General features: G+C 67.1%; 20 protein-coding genes. 2 read left to right on the forward strand and 18 right to left on the reverse strand.

Annotation, left to right across the window (positions count from 1 at the left end; translation table 11 throughout):
* Positions 1-217 precede the first annotated feature (217 nt).
* Positions 218-1813 (forward strand): PAS domain-containing methyl-accepting chemotaxis protein, encoded by a 1596-nt coding sequence (locus tag ASD71_RS23340; RefSeq protein WP_056570223.1) that lies wholly within the window; start codon positions 218-220, stop codon positions 1811-1813.
* A 57-nt stretch (positions 1814-1870) separates the two neighbouring features.
* Here ASD71_RS23340 and fliR read toward each other — a convergent pair whose 3' ends face one another.
* From fliR to fliF, 13 genes are all read right to left on the reverse strand, one after another.
* Positions 1871-2659, reverse strand: coding sequence for a flagellar biosynthetic protein FliR (gene fliR / locus ASD71_RS23345; RefSeq protein ID WP_056570225.1), 789 nt, complete (start codon positions 2657-2659; stop codon positions 1871-1873).
* Between the two features lie 34 nt (positions 2660-2693).
* The gene (gene fliQ, locus ASD71_RS23350; protein ID WP_056570227.1) at positions 2694-2963 is read right to left on the reverse strand and encodes a flagellar biosynthesis protein FliQ; all 270 of its coding nucleotides are present in this window, start codon (positions 2961-2963) and stop codon (positions 2694-2696) included.
* 18 nt (positions 2964-2981) lie between these two features.
* A complete protein-coding gene (fliP, locus tag ASD71_RS23355; RefSeq protein WP_369818995.1) occupies positions 2982-3773 on the reverse strand; it encodes a flagellar type III secretion system pore protein FliP in 792 nt (263 codons plus the stop codon).
* Between the two features lie 34 nt (positions 3774-3807).
* Positions 3808-4131: a flagellar biosynthetic protein FliO gene (gene fliO / locus ASD71_RS23360; RefSeq protein ID WP_056570231.1), complete on the reverse strand. Its 324-nt coding sequence runs from the start codon at positions 4129-4131 to the stop codon at positions 3808-3810.
* 11 nt (positions 4132-4142) lie between these two features.
* Positions 4143-4691, reverse strand: coding sequence for a flagellar motor switch protein FliN (gene fliN, locus ASD71_RS23365; protein ID WP_056570233.1), 549 nt, complete (start codon positions 4689-4691; stop codon positions 4143-4145).
* A complete protein-coding gene (gene fliM, locus ASD71_RS23370) occupies positions 4684-5691 on the reverse strand; it encodes a flagellar motor switch protein FliM (RefSeq protein WP_056570235.1) in 1008 nt (335 codons plus the stop codon). The genes fliN and fliM overlap by 8 nt, the downstream gene beginning before the upstream one ends.
* Before the next feature lie 2 nt (positions 5692-5693).
* Complete coding sequence (fliL, locus tag ASD71_RS23375; RefSeq protein WP_056570237.1) at positions 5694-6335, reverse strand: flagellar basal body-associated protein FliL; 642 nt, start codon at positions 6333-6335, stop codon at positions 5694-5696.
* A gap of 169 nt (positions 6336-6504) precedes the next feature.
* On the reverse strand, positions 6505-7896 hold the full coding sequence (locus ASD71_RS23380) for a flagellar hook-length control protein FliK (protein ID WP_056570239.1): 1392 nt from the start codon (positions 7894-7896) through the stop codon (positions 6505-6507).
* A 24-nt stretch (positions 7897-7920) separates the two neighbouring features.
* The gene (gene fliJ / locus ASD71_RS23385; RefSeq protein ID WP_056570241.1) at positions 7921-8373 is read right to left on the reverse strand and encodes a flagellar export protein FliJ; all 453 of its coding nucleotides are present in this window, start codon (positions 8371-8373) and stop codon (positions 7921-7923) included.
* Positions 8366-9793, reverse strand: coding sequence for a flagellar protein export ATPase FliI (fliI, locus tag ASD71_RS23390; RefSeq protein ID WP_056570602.1), 1428 nt, complete (start codon positions 9791-9793; stop codon positions 8366-8368). Before fliI ends, fliJ begins: the two co-directional genes overlap by 8 nt.
* A gap of 86 nt (positions 9794-9879) precedes the next feature.
* Positions 9880-10623, reverse strand: coding sequence for a flagellar assembly protein FliH (gene fliH, locus ASD71_RS23395; RefSeq protein ID WP_056570243.1), 744 nt, complete (start codon positions 10621-10623; stop codon positions 9880-9882).
* Positions 10616-11626: a flagellar motor switch protein FliG gene (gene fliG / locus ASD71_RS23400; protein WP_056316680.1), complete on the reverse strand. Its 1011-nt coding sequence runs from the start codon at positions 11624-11626 to the stop codon at positions 10616-10618. Before fliG ends, fliH begins: the two co-directional genes overlap by 8 nt.
* On the reverse strand, positions 11616-13292 hold the full coding sequence (fliF, locus tag ASD71_RS23405; RefSeq protein WP_056570245.1) for a flagellar basal-body MS-ring/collar protein FliF: 1677 nt from the start codon (positions 13290-13292) through the stop codon (positions 11616-11618). The genes fliG and fliF overlap by 11 nt, the downstream gene beginning before the upstream one ends.
* A gap of 332 nt (positions 13293-13624) precedes the next feature.
* On the opposite strand from fliF, the gene fliE reads away from it, so the two are divergent.
* Positions 13625-13957 (forward strand): flagellar hook-basal body complex protein FliE, encoded by a 333-nt coding sequence (fliE, locus tag ASD71_RS23410; RefSeq protein WP_056570247.1) that lies wholly within the window; start codon positions 13625-13627, stop codon positions 13955-13957.
* Positions 13958-14011: 54 nt separating this feature from the next.
* Here the strand turns inward: fliE and ASD71_RS23415 are convergent, their stop codons facing one another.
* From ASD71_RS23415 to fliS, 5 genes are read right to left on the reverse strand one after another with little or no spacing between them, the layout of a single operon-like run.
* Complete coding sequence (locus ASD71_RS23415) at positions 14012-14815, reverse strand: flagellar brake protein (protein WP_056570250.1); 804 nt, start codon at positions 14813-14815, stop codon at positions 14012-14014.
* Between the two features lie 14 nt (positions 14816-14829).
* Complete coding sequence (locus ASD71_RS23420) at positions 14830-15156, reverse strand: EscU/YscU/HrcU family type III secretion system export apparatus switch protein (RefSeq protein ID WP_056570252.1); 327 nt, start codon at positions 15154-15156, stop codon at positions 14830-14832.
* A complete protein-coding gene (locus ASD71_RS23425; protein ID WP_056570254.1) occupies positions 15156-16529 on the reverse strand; it encodes a flagellar hook-length control protein FliK in 1374 nt (457 codons plus the stop codon). The genes ASD71_RS23420 and ASD71_RS23425 overlap by 1 nt, the downstream gene beginning before the upstream one ends.
* Positions 16526-16876, reverse strand: a complete 351-nt coding sequence (locus tag ASD71_RS23430; RefSeq protein WP_056570256.1) for a flagellar protein FliT — start codon at positions 16874-16876, stop codon at positions 16526-16528. The genes ASD71_RS23425 and ASD71_RS23430 overlap by 4 nt, the downstream gene beginning before the upstream one ends.
* A gap of 47 nt (positions 16877-16923) precedes the next feature.
* The gene (fliS, locus tag ASD71_RS23435) at positions 16924-17352 is read right to left on the reverse strand and encodes a flagellar export chaperone FliS (protein WP_056570258.1); all 429 of its coding nucleotides are present in this window, start codon (positions 17350-17352) and stop codon (positions 16924-16926) included.
* Between the last annotated feature and the right edge of the window lie 8 nt (positions 17353-17360).

The raw sequence follows: 17360 nt of genomic DNA on the forward strand, positions 1-17360 counted from the left end.
ACCCGTCACCCGGGTGTCAGACACCGTCCCGAACAAATATATGCCCTCCGGGTTGGGCTTGTTTTATATCTACAAGTTATATGCGCATTGACTCAAATCATAAGCACGTTAAGTTTTCCGCTTTATGACCGTAAATAATGTCAACGCCTGATTTTTCAGGACGAAAACACAGTAATCGATGGTGGCCGGGGGATCGGGCGCCAGCTGGAGACAAAACGTGCGCGTCAATCTACCTGTCACCAATGTGGAAACCAAGCTGCGCGAGGACCAGTATCTGATCTCTCGCACGGATACCAAGGGCCGCATCGTCTACGCCAACCCGGCGTTTGTCGACGTCAGCGGCTTTTCCCGTGACGAACTCATCGGCAAGGCGCACAACATCGTGCGCCATCCCGACATGCCGCCGGAAGCCTACGCGGACCTCTGGGAGACCCTGGAGGCGGGCGAGTCGTGGCTGGGCGTCGTCAAGAACCGCCGCAAGGATGGGGGCTACTACTGGGTGCTGGCCAACGCCACGCCCATCGTCGAGAACGGCGAGGTCGTGGCCTATTCGTCGGTGCGCGTGCGGCCGTCGGAAGAACAGATCGAGATGGCCGAAGACCTCTACGCGCGCATGCGCGAGGGCACGGCCAAGGGCGTACGCATCCTGCGCGGCCGGCCCGTGCGCGCGGGCTGGCGCCGCGGACTGGACGTGCTGGCGTTCCCGTTTCAGCCCGGCGTGCGCAACCGCATGCTGCGCCACGCCACGCTGTCGTCCGCCATCGTCGGCGCCGCCGGGGCGTATGGCCTGCATGCCAATTGGGCCGGCCTGAGCCCGTGGGGCGCGGCGCTGGGCTGCTGCGCGATCGGGCTGGGTATCGTCGCCATCTACGCGATGGGCTGGAGCCTGTCGCGTTCGCTGCTGGGTCCGATGCTCGACGCCGCGAACATGGCGCGCCAGGTTGCCGCCGGCAACCTCACCACGCAGATCGTGCCGGACTCGGATGACGAGGTGGGCAGCCTGAAGTTTTCGCTGGAGGTCATGCGCAAGAGCCTGATCGGCATCGCCCAGGACGTCTATCGCGGCATCGAGGGTACGACGCACGCCGCGGTGCACATCGCCCGCGGCAACCAGGAACTGGCCGGCCGCACGGAAGGGCAGGCGGCTTCGCTGCAGCAGACGGCCGCCAGCATGCAGCAACTGACGTCCACCGTGCGCCAGAACGCCGACAACGCGCGGCAAGCCAACAATCTGGCCGCCAGCAGCATGGACGTGGCGCGGCGCGGCGGCGTGGCCGTCGGGCAGGTGGTCAACACCATGCACGGCATCTCGGACAGCTCGCGCAAGATCGCCGACATCGTCACCATCATCGAAGGCATCGCGTTCCAGACCAACATCCTGGCGCTGAACGCGGCGGTGGAAGCGGCCCGGGCCGGCGAGTCCGGCAAAGGCTTTGCGGTGGTGGCGGGCGAAGTGCGCAGCCTGGCGCAAAAGAGCGCGCAGGCCGCCAAGGAAGTGAAGACGCTGATCGAAGACTCGGTGGATCGCGTGACCGAAGGCTCGGCCCAGGCGGAACAGGCCGGCGCGACCATGCAGGAGATCGTGGACGCCGTGCACCGCGTCACGGCCATCATCGGCGAGATCTCGCGCGCCTCGCAGGAACAGTCGACCGGCATCGAGCAGGTGGATACCGCCGTCTCGCAGATGGACGTGATGACCGTGCAGAACACGGCGCTCGTGCAGGAATTGGGCGGGGCGGTGACGCAACTGGGCGATCAGTCCGGCGCGCTGCGCGAGACCATCCGCGTCTTCCGCGTGGTGGGGCAGCACTGAAAGGCGGCGGCCGGTTGAACGCGTTGCCGGCCGCTGTCCGCCGGCAACGTGGCGAAACTATCGGCCCGCCAGCGCGTCCACGACGCGGCTCATCGCCGTCAGGCCCGATTCAAACAGCGATTCCAGGAAGGGGCCGGCGTGGGGCAGCACGATCGCAAGCACCGTCACGCCGATGATGAGCGTGACGGGAAAGCCCACCGAAAACACGGAAAGCTGCTGGGCCGCGCGGTTCAGGATGCCCATCGCCAGGTTGATGGTGAGCAGGGCGCAGATCAGCGGCAGCGCCAGCAGCAGGCCTGATACGAATACCGTCTTGCCCCATTCCACGACCGCGCCCCAGCCGTTCTGGTGCAGCTGGATCATCGCGATGGGCAGGGTGTCGAAGGAACGCACAAGCGCCGCCAGCACCAGCAGATGGCCGTCCAGCGCCAGGAAGGTCAGCATCGCGACAATGTTGAACATGCGCGACAGCACGGCGGTATTGGCGCCCGAGCTGGGATCGAAGAACGACGCGAACGACAGACCCATCTGCAGGCCCACGAATTCACCCGCCGTCTGCACCGCCGCGAAGACGATGCGCATGGTGAATCCCATGGCGATGCCGATCAGCACCTGCTGCATCACCATCCACAGGCCGGCGTAGGAGCCGGGCGCGACAGGCGGCATGGCGTCCAGCGCCGGGCTGATGGCCACTGCCAGCACGAACGCCAGGCCGATCTTGACCTTGACGGGAATGAGCGATTCGGAGAACAGCGGCGCGGTCGCCACGAGCGCCAGGATACGCACGAACGGCCAGAGAAACTGGCCGATCCAGCCGTTGAGCTGCTCGAGCGTGAAAGAGAACATGGCGTGGCAACCCTTGTCCCGCGGCGGGCGCCGCTCAGGACACCAGCATGGGGATCTGGCCGATCAGTTGCCGGATGTAGTCGACCATGACGCCGATCAGCCACGGACCCAGCAGCACAAGCACGCCGCACATGGCCAGCAGCTTCGGAATGAACGACAGCGTCATTTCGTTGATCTGCGTGGCGGCCTGGAAGATGCTGATGACCAGACCCACGGCCAGCGTGACGAGCAGGAGCGGACCGGCCATCGCCAGAACGATCTTCATCGCCTGGTAGGTCATGGTCATGACGGTTTCGGCAGTCATGGCGATCTCCTTTCCGCGTTACTGGTAGAAGCTCTGGGCCAGCGAGCCCATGAGCAGGTTCCAGCCGTCGGCCAGCACGAACAGCATCAGCTTGAACGGCAGCGCCACGGTGACGGGCGGCACCATCATCATGCCCAGCGCCATCAGGACGCTGGCAACCACCAGGTCGATGATGAGGAAGGGAATGAAGATCGTGAAGCCGATCTGGAAGGCGGTCTTCAGCTCGCTGGTGATGAAGGCCGGCACCAGGATGCGCATCGGCACCTGCGAGGGGTCTTCCAGCGCGGGCTGGTTGGCCAGGTTGGCAAAGAGCGACAGGTCGTTCTCGCGCGTCTGGTGCAGCATGAAGGTGCGCAGCGGATTCGCGGCGCGTTCGACCGCGGCCTCGAACTGGATCGTGCCTTCGGACAAAGGTTTATAGGCGTCGGTGTAGATCTTGTCGAACACCGGCGACATCGTATAGAAGGTCAGGAACAGGGCCAGGCCGATCAGCACGTGGTTGGGCGGCGACATGGCCGTGCCCATCGCGCTGCGCAAGAGGCCCAGCACGATGATGATGCGCGTGAAGCCCGTCATCATCAGCAGCGCCGCCGGCAGGAACGAGAGCGACGTCATCAGCAGCATGGTCTGCATGCTGAGCGAGTAGGTCTGCGAGCCGTTCGCGCCCGGCGTGGCCGTCAGCGCGGGCAGCGTGGCCTGCGCCACGACGCCGGCCGGGAAGAAGGCCAGGCCCAGCACCGCGGCGGCAGCCAGCATGGGCAGCGCACGCTGGGCGGCGCGGGCGGTAGACGTGCGAGAAGGCAAACTCATGGGTATCGCTTGATTCGCGCCGGGGCGTACAGCCCTAGCGGCGCTTGAGTGCCTGGCCCAGCTTGGCCGCGAAAGCGGCCGTGGGCAGAGGCGAACCCTCCGGCAACTGGCCGGCGGGCAGGGTATGCAGCGTGGTGAGCTGGTTCGGGCCAACGCCCACCACCAGCCAGGTGTCTTCGATCTCGACGACGACGACGCTTTGGCGCGGACCGACCGGCATGCTGGCAACCTGGCGCAGCACGTTGCCGCCGCCGCGCTGGACCAGTCCGGCGCGCTTGGCAAGCCACGCGGCGGCCAGAATGGCGGCCACCACCAGCACAAGGCCGATGATGACGCGCAGCAGGGCAGGTTCGGTCATGGCGCCAGGGATCAACGACGGTTGTTCAAGCGGTTGATCCGCTCGGACGGGGTGATGATGTCGGTCAGGCGGATGCCGTACTTTTCTTCGACGACGACGACTTCGCCTTGGGCGATCAGGTAGCCGTTGACGAAAATGTCCATCGGTTCGCCGGCCAGGCCGTCCAGTTCCACCACCGAGCCTTGGCCCAGCTGGAGCAGGTTCTTGATGGTCAGGCGGGTGCGGCCCAGCTCAACCGTCAACTGGACGGGTACGTCCATGATCAGGTCGATGTCGGTGCCCTGGCCGGGCGTGGCGCCGGCCAGCGGCTTGAACACGGACGCGGCGGCCGATGCCGAGGCAGCCGGTGCCGCGGCGGGAGCCGGGGCCGGCGCCGGGGCGGGAGCAGGCGCCGCTGCTTCGGGTGCAGCGGCCTGTTCGGCCATCGCGGCGGCCCAGTCGTCCTGCGGCTTCAGACCGTCGGCTTGCGTGGGCGGGTTGGCGCGGGATTGTTCGGCGAGCGCGTCGGCCCAGTCGTCGGCCGGGGACGAGCCAGTGCCGGGCTCGTTCTTGTCAGTCATGGTCAGAGGCCTCGTTGGGTTCTGTATCGTGGGTAAACAGGTTTTGTACGCGCAGGGCGTATTGGCCGTTGAAGACGCCGTAGCCGCATTCCATCAGCGGCACGTCGTCGACGTGGGCGATGACGGTTTCAGGCACGTCGACCGGAAGGACGTCGCCGACCTTCAGGCTCATCAGTTCGCGGATCGACGACGGGATGCGGGCAAATTCCGCGACCACGTCGATGTCGGCGCTGCGCACCTGGCGGGAAAGCTGCTGCGACCAGCGCTGATCGACTTCCTCGAGCGTGGTTTCCTGCAGCGGACGCGTCAGCAGATCGCGCACCGGCTCGATCATGGAATACGGCAGGCAGATGTTCAGGTCGCCGCCGGTCGCGCCGAATTCGATGTGGAACGACGAGACGACCACCACTTCGTTGTTGCCGGTGATGCTGGCGAACTTGGTGTGCATCTCCGAGCGGACGTATTCGAACTCGATCGGATAGACGGGGTCCCAGGACTTGCCGTAGCTTTCCAGGGTCAGGTTGAGCAGGCGCCGGATGATGCGCTGTTCGGTGGTGGTGAAGTCCCGGCCTTCGACCCGCGTGTGGTAGCGGCCATCGCCGCCGAACAGGCTGTCGATGACCAGGAACACCAGGTTCGGGTCATAGGTAAAGAGCGCCGTGCCGCGCAGCGGCTTCATCTGAATCATGTTCAGATTGCTGGGAACAGGCAGGTTGCGCTCGAAGTCCGCGTATTTCTGGATCTTGATCGAGCCGACGGTGATGTCGGCGCTGCGGCGCATGAAGTTCAACAGCACGTTGCGCATGTTGCGCGCAAACCGCTCGTTGATGAGCTCCAGCGTCTGCATGCGGCGGCGCACGACGCGCTCGGGCGAGCTCAGGTCGTAGGCGCGCGCACCGGCGTTCTGGCCGTCGGATTCCTTTTTACTATCGCTCTCGCCGGTGACGCCAGCCAGCAGCGCATCGACTTCGTCCTGCGAAAGAAACGCCTCGTAGGCCATGCTTATTGCACCACGAACGCCGTGAACAGCACGTCGGTCACGTACTGGCCGTCAGGCAAGGGCGAGAAGGGACGGTTCACTGCCTGCTTGATGGCCGCGACCATGTCGTTCTTGCCTTGCTGCGTTTGCACGGCAGTGGGCGACTGGGACGACAGGACCATCAGGATGCGGCTGCGCACTTCCGGCATGTACTTTTCCAGACGCGTGCGGGTATGTTCGTCGCTGACGCGCAGGGTCAGGCCAACGTGCATGATGCGTTCCGTGTCCGCGTTCTGCAGCGTGACCGTGAAGGCTTCGATCGGCACGAAGATCGGCGCGGGAACGGCGATCGGGGTGGCGGACGGCGCGACGAAGGTCGTCGGCGTGGCCTGCGGGCCTTGGCCCGGCTGGCCTTGCACGCTGCCCGGCTGACCGGGTTGACCAGGCTGGCCGGGTTGGCCGCCAGGCACCTGGCCGACGCCAAGCTGCACCGGAGCGCCGCCTTGCGGTTGCTGCAGGCGCTGCGTGATGAACCAGGTTGCGCCCGCACTGGCGGCGGCAACGAGCAGCAGCACCAGGATCGCCAGCAGCGGGCGAAGAATGCGGCCGATGCCGCCGGAGGACGCGCCGCGCGCCGGCGCGGGAATGGGTTTGATTGTCGCCATCTGGAGTTCGATGCGTGTTTGCCGCTGGTGAAAACGGATTCTTAGTGGATGAAAGCATTCTGCCCGAATTCACGCCGCCGCTTGGAGGCGAAAAACAGGGCGAAAGCCGCGTATCTCAAGCTATTGCTGCACTGCCCGCATCCGTTGCCGGATACGGGCCGCCGGATCATTACGCGAACGTGTCGACCAGCGCGTTGGCATTGCGCGACACCGTCACCGCGGGCTGGGCGGCATCCGCCCCGCCGTCCGCCACTGCGGCGCCGCCGCCTTGCTGACGCTGCGAGCCGTTGCCGCCTTGCTGCGCGAATTCCTGCTGCGCGGCCTGTTCACCGACGCTGGTCTGGCCCAGCGAGATGCCGGCCTGGGCAAGCGCCTGCTGCAACTGCGGAATCGCGACTTCGATCGCCTGGCGCACCGACGCATGCGCCGACACGAACGAGGCGGTGGCCACGCCGTCCGCCAGGTTCAGGCTGACGCGCAGCGGACCGAGGTCCGGCGGATCCAGCCGCAGTTCGGCGGTCTGCATGCCTTGGCGCACGTTGCTGCTCATCATGACCATCTGCTGGCCGAGCTCGGTGCCCCAGTGGGTTGCGCCGACCGGGGTGGCCACTTGCATGACGACGGGAACGATCGGCTGCGCGATGGCGGCCTGGTTGACGACCGGCAGCGCCTGGCGCTGCGTGGCGGCGGCCAGCGCGTGGGCCAGCGCCTCCTGCGGGTTGGCGCCATGCTGCGGCGCCTGGAATTGCGGGGTCGTGCCGGCCAGCAGGTCGGGCTGCTCTTCGTCGGCCACGTGGGCGGGCAGCGCGGGTGCGCCTTCTTTTTGATCCGCGGGCACATCGCGCGCGACGCGCGGCAGGGGCAGTTCCGGCGCGGCCTTCGAGGCGTCGGTCTTGACCGCTGCCTTGGGGTCGACGGGGGCCTGGGCAAGCGGGGCGGAACCCGGCTTGACGGCGGCGGTGACCACCGGCAGCGCGGCTTCGGCTTCGCGGGCGATTTGCGCTGCCGCGGCCTGCGCCTGGCCGGCGGTCGCGGCCACCGGCGTCTGCGCCTGTAGCGCGGCCTGCGGCACCAGCGTGTCGGCGGCGTTCAGCGCGGCCGTCAGCACGGCAGCGCCCTGGTTCATGGCGGTGGCGGTCGCAGCGGCATTGCCGCGCGCAAGCTGCACCTGCTCGGCGGCCTGGGCCGCGATCTCCAGGGCTTGTTGCGGCAGGTCGGACGCGGCCACCGGTTGCTGCGCGGCGACGGCGAGAGCGCCGGCTTCGGCCTGCGCGGCGCTTTGCACTGCATCATTGATGGCGCCGCCGGCAGCGCCTTCGGCCGTGCTGGCGGGATCGCTGGCCTTGCCGTCCTTGGACGGCGTCTTGCTGTTGCCGTTTGCGGGACGGGCGTCGGCGGCCTGGTTGGGCCGCTGCTGCGCCGGACGTTGCTGAGCCAGCACGTCCGAGAAGGAGGGTCCTTTGTCTTTCTTGTTCGAGGCAGCCGGTTTGGCGCCAAGCACGTCGTTCATCGACGTCGGGGCGGCCGGTGCAAGCGAAGGCAAGGGCAGGGGAGCGGTCATCTTGGGCTTCCTGTGTGGAACTGCTTAATGCATGCCGCTGGCCTGGCGCTGGACCAGACGGGCGGAGTATTCGTCGTTGGCGCGCTGTTCGCGGCGCGAATCCACGAGGGCCTGGGCGCGCTGCTCGCGCTGCGCCAGGGCATCGTAGGAATTGAGCTTGCGTTTTTCCTGCTGCCAGTAAAGCTGGCCCTTAGTGAGGTTGTCCTCGGCCTGGCGCAGCACGCCCTGCTGCTGGCCGATCGCGTCGTCCAGCGTGCCGATGAAGCGCTGATAGTTGTGGCAGTCGCTGGCCGCCATGCCGCTCGTCATCGCCGTCTGAAGGCGCTCGAGGTAGTCCTGACGGTAGTCGTGCAGCATGGAAAGCTGGCGCTGCGCATTGCTGCGTTCGGCGGTCAGCCGGCCCAGGAGGCGGGCGGCTTCGTCCGTGCTCTCCTTGGCCAGGTTGATCAGCATGTCCAGAGGCAGTTGGCTAGGCATAGGTGTCCCGTGATTCGAAACTGGCTCGCAATTGATTGACGGCGTCTTCGTATCCGATGTTCTCGCCGATGTCCTGCTGCAGGAAGGCTTCCAGGCGCGGGTAGCGCGCGATGGCGTCGTCCAGCTGCGGGTCGTTGCCGGCGGCGTAGGCGCCGACGGCGATGAGGTCGCGATTGCGCTGGTAGCGCGACAGGCTTTGCTTGAAGCGGCGCACGATCGAGAACTGCTGCGGCGTGATGAGCGAGGTCATCGCCCGCGAGATCGACGCTTCGATGTCGATGGCGGGGTAGTGGCCCGATTCGGCCAGGTGCCGCGACAGCACGACGTGGCCGTCCAGGATCGCGCGCGCCGAGTCGGCGATCGGATCCTGCTGGTCGTCGCCTTCGGCCAGCACGGTATAGAACGCCGTGATGGAGCCCGCCTTGCCGGACGGACCCGGCGCGCCCATGCCCGCGCGTTCCACCAGCATCGGCAGCTTGGCAAATACCGACGGCGGATAGCCCTTGGTGGCGGGCGGTTCGCCGATGGCCAGCGCGATTTCCCGTTGCGCCATCGCGTAGCGGGTCAGCGAGTCCATGATCAGCAGCACGTCCAGGCCCTGGTCGCGGAAATGCTCGGCCAGGCGGGTCGCATACGCGGCGCCCTGCAGGCGCAGCAGCGCCGACACGTCGGCCGGCGCGGCCACCACGACCGAGCGCGCGAGGCCTTCGGGGCCCAGGTTGTGCTCGATGAATTCCTTCACTTCGCGGCCCCGCTCGCCGATCAGGCCCACGACGATGACGTCGGCCTTGGTGTAGCGGGCCATCATGCCCAGCAGCACCGATTTACCGACGCCGGAGCCGGCGAACAGGCCCATGCGCTGACCGCGGCCGACGGTCAGCAGACCGTTGATGGCGCGCACGCCCGTGTCCAGCACCGTGTCGATGGGCGCGCGCGACAGCGGATTGATGGGCTGGGCCGACAGGGGAGCGAGTTCGGCGCCCGTCAGCGGACCCAGTCCGTCCAGCGGGCGGCCGGCGCCATCCAGCACGCGGCCGAGCAGCGCGTTGCCGACAGGCAGGTGGCGGCCAAGCTGGGGCTTGGCGTTGCCGTTCAGTTCGGCCTTGCGCGGCAGCGGAATCTGGCGCTGCACGGGCGGTTCACCGGGCACGACGCGCGCGCCGGGGGGCAGGCCGGAAATGTCGGCCTGCGGCATCAGGTACAGCGTGTGGCCGTCAAAGCCCACGACTTCGGCGTCTGCCCAATGGTCGTGGCCGCGCGCAATCTCGATGCGGGCGGCGGCGCCGACGGGCAGGCGCAGGCCGGTGGCGTGCAGCACGAGGCCGGTCGCGCGCGTGATCTTGCCGCTGACCAGCCACGGATCGGTGGACGCCGCGCGGATCGAGCCGATCTCCAGTTGCGTCTGCCAGCGGTCGAGCACGGGCGCGGTCGGCTTGGCCGCCGCGGAAGCGGCTGCGGCGCCCGCGAGGGGCGCCTGGCCGGATTGCTCGGAGGCCGGATTGCCGTTCACACCGGCTCCTCCCAGGTTGCGTTGCGGCCGAGCGAGGCGGCCACGCGGCGCCAGCGGGTCTGCAAGGTGGCGTCGATGTCGCCGAAAGGCGTCTCGGCGCGGCAGCCGCCGCGCAGAATGGATTCATCGGCCAGCACGCGCCAATGGCCTTCCTTCAGTTCGTCGGCCAGGTGCAGGCGGATCAGCTCGATATCGTCCGGGTTCGCCCACAGGCGCATCTGGCCGCCAGCGGTCGGATTGATGTGCAGGACGTCGCGAACCGCGTTCACGACCGTCTCGGGCTGTTCGGCAAGGGTGGTGCGAACCACTTGCTGGGCAATGTCCAGTGCCAGCGTCAGCAGGCTCTGGCCCATCTTTTCTTCCAGCGCGCCGATCGACACGGCGCAGGCTTCGACCAGCGTGTGCAGGCGTTGCGCCTCGGCGGCGCCCTGTTCGCGGCCCTGGGCCAGGCCTTCCGCATGACCGGCTTCGCGGCCGGCGGCAAGGCCGGCCTCGTAGCCTGCCTGCTGGCCGGCTTCCTGGCCCGCGGCGTGGCCGCGCGCCAATCCTTCCTCGTGTCCTTCCGCGATGGCCTGGGCGCGCAACTGCGCCATGACCACGGCGGGATCGGGACCCGGATCGGGTTCGGGCTCGGGTTCGACTTCGACGGGCGCCGGCTCGTCGAACGACAGCATCTGCCAGCGACGCCAGGCGGCGCTGCGCGAGATGAGCGTCGCCGCGCCGTTGTCCGCGTCAGACATACGCGTCGTCTCCGGAGTTGCCCAGCACGATCTGGCCGCTTTCCGCCAGGCGGCGGGCGATCTGCAGGATCTTCTTCTGTTCGGTTTCGACCTTCGACATGCGGATCGGGCCCTGGGCTTCCAGGTCCTCGCGCAGCATTTCGGCCGCACGGCTGGACATGTTGCGCAGGAACTTGGCGCGCAGCTCTTCCTGGGCGCCCTTGAGCGCGACCATGAGCGTGTCGTTGTCGATTTCCTTGAGGATGAGCTGGATGGCGCGGTCCTCGACGTCGAGCAGGTTGTCGAAGACGAACATCTCGTCGATGATCTTCTGCGCCAGGTCATTGTCGCGTTCGCGCAGGCTGGCGACCACGGTCTCTTCCTGCGTCGAGTTCATCATGTTCAGGATCTCGGCCGCGGTGCGCACGCCGCCCATCTTGCTGCGCTTGGCGCCCTGGCCAGCCAGCACGGAGTTCAGCACTTCGGTCAGCTCCGACAACGCCGCCGGCTGCACGCCGCCGAACGTGGCGATACGCAGCATCACGTCGTTGCGCAGGCGGTCCGTCAGCAGGGCCAGCACGCCGGCCGCGCGGTCGCGCTCCAGATGAACCAGGATGGTGGCGATGATCTGCGGGTGCTCGTCGCCGATCAGCTCGGCCACGGTGTTCGGGTCCAGCCAGTTCAGCGCGTCGATGCCGCTGCCGCCGTCGCCGGCTTCCAGGATGTCTTCGATCAGGCCAGCCGCGCGATCGCTGCCCAGCGCCTTGGTCAGTACGCTGCGGATGTAGTCGTCCGAGCCCAGCGTCACGGCCATGAATTGGTCGGCTTCCTGGCGGAACTCCTCCAGCACGACGGCGACGTCGTTGCGCGTGACCTGCTTTAAGCTCGCCATCGCGGCGCCGACCTGCTGCACTTCACGGGCGCTCAGGTACTTGAACACTTCCGCCGCGGCGTCTTCGCCCAGCGACATCATCAGGACGGCGCTGCGCGTCATGCCGTCCATTGGCAGGGAATCATTTTTCATCTTTGGTCATCCAGGTGCGCAGGACCATCGCGACGGCGCGCGGATCCTTGTTGGCCATGGTGCGTGCGCGCTCCAGGTTGTCCTGGTAGCGGTCGGTTTCCTTGGCGCGGGCCAGATCCTGGGCTTCGCGGGCGGCTTCGACGCGCTCGGCTTCGGCCACTTCCGGATCCACCGGCGGGTACAGGTACTCGGTCACCGAGCGGCGCAGCTTGCGATACAGCCACAGTGCCAGGACGCCACCAATCAGCCAGGCCAGGATCGTCTTGAACAGCGAGATCATTTCCGGATCGCGCCACATCGGCAACGGCGGCGGGCCATCGTTGAACTGGCTGTTGACCAGGTTGAGCGAGTCGCCTCGGCCTTCGGAATAGCCCATGGCTTCGCGCACCAGGTTGGTGAGCTTGTTCAGTTCTTCGGGCGGCAGGGCCTGCAGTTCGCCGTCCTTGTCGCGCACGTAGTTCACGACCACGGCCACCGACATGCGCTTGAGGTTGCCCGTCGGCTGCTTGATGTGGCTGATGGTGCGGTCGACTTCGTAGTTCGTCGTCGCGTCGCGGCGTTCGTTCAGGTTGGCCGCGGGGGCCTGGGTGCCGGTCTGCTGCTGCTGTTGTTGCTGCTGCTGCGCGTTGGGCTGCGGCGGCTGGCCGGGGCGGGGCGGCTGTTGCTGCGGCGGATTGGTGATCGGCGCCTGCGCGTCGGCGGGCGCCTGGTTCGACAGCGCGCCGGGCACGCCCTGGGCGGGGCCGACGCCGCGCTGCGTGGAATCGCTGGTCTGCTGGCTGCGCACGGCGGCCTGGCCAGGTTCCTGGTTGGGACGGTAGACCTCGGACGTTTCTTCGCGGCGCGAGAAATCGACGTCCGCAGTGGCCTGGGCGTGCACGTTGCCGGGGCCGACCAGGGGATTCAGGATGGTGAGGATGCGCTCGACGGTGCGCTGCTCGATCTCGCGCACGAAGCGAAGCTGGTCGGCGTCCATGCCGCGGCCTTCGCCCAGCGGGGAGGACAGCAGGCGGCCGTTCTGGTCGACGATGGACACGCTTTCTGCGGTCAGTTCCGGCACGCTGGAAGCCACCAGCCAGGAAATCGCGGACACCTGCGCGTCGCTCAGGCTGCGGCCCGGATACAGGTTCAGCAGCACGGAGGCGGTGGGCGCCTGGCGCTCACGCACGAACAGCGACTGGCGCGGCATGGCCAGGTGGACGCGGGCGTGCTGCACGGTGTGCATTGCTTCGATCGAACGGGCCAGCTCACCCTCCAGACCGCGCTGGTAGTTGATCTGCTCGGCAAACTGGCTGGCGCCGAAGCGGGCGTTGTCCATCAGCTCGAAGCCGACGGAACCGCCGCGCGGCAGGCCTTGCGACGCAAGCTGCAGCCGGGCGTCATAGACGCGGTCGGCGGGCACGAGCAGCGCGGTGCCGTTTTCGTTGTAGCGGTAGGGAACGTTCATCGTGCCCAGGGCGGTCACGATGGCGCCGCCATCGCGGTCGTCCAGGTTCGAGAACAGAACCTTGTATTTCGGTTCGCTGCTCCACATGGCCACGGCGACGATCACCGCGACAAGGGCGGCGGCGGCGCCGATCAGGACGGGCTTGGGAAGCGCGCGGACCCGTTCCAGCACGGGGAACTTGGCCAGAAGCGACGAGCTCAGGGTAGCCTGCTGATTCATTGACGGCTCCCGCTGGCTTCGCGGAGCAGGGAAAATGACTTCATGTCTGGGTAGGGCCGATTACACATGCAACGTGCTTCTGGTCTGGGGAGAGCGTGGATTATTGCCCCTGAGACAGCGATCCCAATCGATGAAAACAGCCGTTTTTTGGCGTTACTTAATCCCTATGTCGGCGGCAAGACGCAAAGCGGGGCCGCATCCCCGGCCAGGGATGTCGGCATTCGTTGAAATGTCGGGTTTTTTGGCGGTTCTTGTCGGCTATGGGCCGGCCCGATCGGCGTTACGCTGCGTGTGCACTTTGGCGTAATCCACCCACCAGCAAGGAATAGGTAATGGCTGTATCAGGCTTGTCCGGCATCGAAGGCATGCTCCAGCAGATGCGCTCGGTCGTGAGCAAGGCGGAGACCGGTAATCTGGGCGCCGGCGACGCCGTTGCGCAGCCCGACGGTTTTGCCGCGGAACTGCAACGTTCCATTCGACGCGTGACCGCCGCGCAGAACGCCGCCAGCAATCAGGCCAAGGCGTTCGAACTGGGGGCGCCCGATATCTCGCTCAACGACGTCATGATCGACCTGCAGAAGGCCAGTCTCGGCTTCCAGACGGCGGTCCAGGTGCGCAACAAGCTGGTTGCGGCCTACAAGGAAATCTCGTCGATGGCCGTCTAAGGCCCGCGGCTTGGCAAAAGGCCTTCCCGCGGGAAGGCCTTTTGCGTTTCACGTTCAGTTGCGCTGCGCGCCTTTTTCCAGACGCCACACCACCTGCTGCAGCCAGTTCTCCTGGCGGGCGTTCAGGTTCATGAACAGCGCGCCCACGTGGCTGACCGGCGGTTCGCCCGTCAGCGACACGTGCTTCGGCGCTTCGCCATCGGTGCTGCTGTCGGCCGAGGCCATCGGCTGGCCCGACACCGGGTAGATGTTGCGCACTTCCAGGTCGGCGCTCAGCTTGCCAAGCTCGCCGAAATCCAGCTCCACGTCTTCCATCACCGCGCCGCGCTGGGGCAGCTCGCCCACCGCCAGGCCCACGCGCAAGCCCACCCCGTCCACCGAAATGTCGCGCACGGTGAAGCCCATCGGCTTTTCCGGCGCTGCCGGTTGCCAGGTGGCCATGCAGCGGTTGGCGCTGGAGATCATCGAGGCGCGGAACATCTTGCGGCGCTGGATGCGGGCAAGCCGATCGGGGAAGGGCGACATCAAAGCCGCACTGCCGTCATCGAAATGGATGATTTCCGGTCGCTGGACGCGAAAGCGGATCTGCACGCCGCCATAGGCGGTGGCATTGAAGTGGAACGTCGTGCCGCTCAGCAGGCCCATGCTGTCGGACTGTTCAAAATCCGCGCCGTCGTAGTCGCGCGGCCGCCAGAAAAATTGGCGGGTCTGCTTGTCGGCGCCCAGGATCAGCACGGCGATCTCCCGGTCCGCGGCATCGCGCACCAGGATGTGGCTGTCGGGGTGCGTCAGCTCGAAGAGCGCGGAGCGCATGTCTTCCGGCCGGGTCAGCAGGAATTCCGGATCGGCAGCATCCAACACGGTGATCGTCCTTAGGTAGAGATTTCGGGCCGCGCGGCCTGGGGGATGTCGCGCGATTCCAGGCGGTACAGCCAGGCGAGCAATTCTGCCACCGCGACATAGAGTTGGGGGGGGATATGTGCGTCCAGGTCGACCTGCATCAGCAGGCCCACGAGCTCGCGGGATTCGTGCACGTACAGCCCGTTTTCCTCGGCCGCCCGGACAATCGTGTCCGCCAGCTGGCCATAACCCTTGGCGACCACGCGCGGCGCGCCGTCGCTTTCGTCATACGAGATGGCGACCGCCGCGTTGCGGTTGGCGTTCGGGCCGGTGTCCGCGGGGGAGGAGGGGGTGTTCATCAGAAATCGGTCGGGATGACGGGACGGGGTTCAACCACGTTGACCGTCAGATTGCTCAGGGTCAGGCCGGCGGCCAGGAGGCGCGAGCGTAGCATGTCCGAGGAATCGTTGATTTCGGCCGCGCTGTGCGGCGCAATCAGCTGCAGCACGATCTGGTCGCCGGCGAGGTTCAGGCGGGCGTCGACCAGGCCAAGGCGCGGCAGGTCCAGCTTCACGCGGGTGGCCCAGGTTGGCACGGCCGATTCGCGGTCCTCGCCGTACGGGTCGCGCTCGACTTCCCACTCCATCTGCGTGCCGGGCCAGGCTTCGCCCTGCCAGTTCAGCGTCTGGTTGGCCAGCACATCGAGCTGCTGGCGCACCAGCACGGTCAGATCCTGATGGATGCCGGCGATCGGCGTGCCGGGCGTGTTCGTGGAAGACGACGTGCCAGAGCCCGAGGGCGCATCGGCGCTGGCGCCCGAGCGGCCGGCGCCGGCGGCTTCGCCGCGGCTGCGCGCCTGGGTGCTGGCGTGCGCGGCGGTGTCGCGCGACATCCTGGCTTGGGGCTCGTTTTCCAGGGTGGACGGGTTCTTGCGCCCAAACACCATGTCGGTCAGGTGCGATTCGTAGAAGAGGCCGCTGGTCTGCAGGGCATTGCGCAACGCCTGGCCAAGGGCGCGGGCGGACGGGCCGCCGGCAGCCAATGAGGCATGCGATGCGGCTTGCGTCCCTTTCGCGCCGCCGGCCTGGTCCCCCGCATGCGCGGCGCCTGGCTTGGCGTTGCCATTCGCGGCATCCGCAGCGGCAGTGGCCGAAGGCGTGGCGGTGGCGGCGGGCAGGGTGGTCGACGCCGGAAGCTGGGCCGTCGTCGCGGCGGCCGGCTGTCCAGGCTGACCCGCCTGCGCGGGCTGGCCGGGTTGGCCGGCCTGAGCCGCGGGTTGGCCGCCTGGCGCGGCGCCACCGGGTTGCTGTCCGCCCTGCGCGTCGGCGCTCCAGAGCGGCGCACGCCCCTGCACGGCCGGGGCCGCTTCGGGGTATTGGGCGAGCAGGGCCAGGATGGTGCGTGCGGTCGTGCCCAGCGTGGTTGGCGCCGAGGCGGTGGTATCGCTGCTGGTGACCAGACCCCGGGCGGCCAGCGCTAGCGCGGCGGCGGTTTTGGGGTCGACAACAGTATTCTGGCGGTCGCCTCGGGCGCCGCCAGTTTGTATGCCTTGCCGGGTATCGCGGGCCGAGCCGTCCGAGGGCCCGGCTTTCTCCGGGCTGCCAGGCTGGCTGACCGCGTCGGGCCGCGCGCCCGAAATCTGGTTGGCGTTCGCGGCGGACATCGTCGTGCCCAGCACGGCGTCCAACCGCTGCACCAGGACGTTGCCAAGCGCGGCGGGACCGATGCTCATTGCTCAGACGCCTGGTTGCCGTAGGCCGACAGCAAGGTCTGCTGGCGCTTCATGCGTCCCAGCAATTCGCCCAGCCGTGCCAGTTGGGGCAGCGCCAGGTCACGCGTCAACGCGTCGTTTTCAAGAATGCGCACGAGCAGGTCGTACTTCATGGTGCGGCCGGCTTCATCCAGGGGGCTGGCGGGCTCGGCATGGCGCAGGCGCTCGACCTGCTCACAATAGAGCTGACCGTGCACGAGCGCGGTGTCCCAGTCGCCGGCCTGGGCGGCTGTCAACATCTCGCTCGTTGATATGGCGATCTCCTGATACTGTTCCAGGATGGCGGAGTACTGGGTGAGCGACGTCATAGAAATCTCGGGCGAGCGATGGCTGGCAATAGTCGTTGTAGGGGCCATCAAAGCGTTACGTCCGGGGCAGGCCGATCGATGGAAGTCTGCCAGGCGTCGGAAAGGTCCGCCAGCAGGCGGTCCGCGATGTCGAGCTGCTCGACGTCCGCTTTCAGGTTTGCCATGAGCAGCGTGCGGACGATGTAGTCGTACAGCCGGCTCAGGTTGGCGGCGATGTCGCCGCCGGCTTCCATGTTCAGGCCCATCTTCAGGCCTTCGTCGACGATCTTGATTGCCTTGGTGATGGCCGTGCCGCGCTCGGCCACGCGACCTTCCTGCATGTGCAGGCGCGCCTGTCCGATTGCCGCGCGCGCTCCCTGGTAAAGCAGGGTGATCAGCCTTTCCGGTGTGGCGCTCATCACTTGGGTCTCCAGGCCGATATCGGCGTAGGAGCGGACAGAGTATGAGCCTGTGGGGCGGCGCGCGGCGTACGTCATTTAATGCA

Origin of the sequence: Achromobacter sp. Root565 (assembly GCF_001427425.1) — a bacterium.
GTDB lineage: Bacteria > Pseudomonadota > Gammaproteobacteria > Burkholderiales > Burkholderiaceae_B > Achromobacter > Achromobacter spanius_D.